This window comes from Psychrobacter sp. 1Y4 (assembly GCF_051847555.1).
The window spans coordinates 1-578 of the sequence record NZ_JBPYDE010000897.1 but is presented as its reverse complement, the minus strand read 5'-3'; the positions used below and the strand labels follow the sequence as shown (position 1 = coordinate 578).

Below are 578 nucleotides of genomic sequence, written 5' to 3'. Positions count from 1 at the left end.
AAGCTGGGCGCTTGCGTCAACATCCAGCGTGTCAACAGACTGCCCAGCCCTTTACTCTGATAGTCTTGGTGCAGATAGATGCTGATTTCAGTGCTGATATGATAAGCGGTACGCGCATATAAATCACTGAAGCTGCCCCATGCAACAATCGGCAGTTTTGTACTTTGTCTATCGGCATCACCTTCTGGTAATGCTTTGACCACATAAATAGGCCTCGTTGGACTATCTAAATGCTCATCGAACCAAGCCGTACGTTCTTCAACCGTTACTAACGCCAAATTTGCCGTTGCTTGTTTGCCAGGAATACTTTGATTATAAATCGCCAAGACTTCTGCTAAGTCTTCTTTACTGGCACGTTGCACCATAAACTGCTGGGTCGGCTGATGTGTCGACAGGTCAGTTGCTATGACATTTAAGGCAACATCGGACATAGAGTCTCCATATTGATTGGCATTATTATTGGTATTCATGATGAGAGTAAAAAATCGTCATTACTGATAATAGATGTGAGTACGAACCATGAAATTCCTAGAGCGTCATTCATACTTGCATTATCCGTAGACTATAGGATGTTAGTG

1 protein-coding gene is annotated in these 578 nt (G+C 43.3%); it reads right to left on the bottom strand.

What is annotated here, in order from left to right; translation table 11 throughout:
* The coding region (locus ACS8FC_RS19470) for a GNAT family N-acetyltransferase (RefSeq protein ID WP_439298000.1) at positions 1–431 on the bottom strand (431 nt) is incomplete at its 3' end.
* Positions 432–578: the final 147 nt, after the last annotated feature.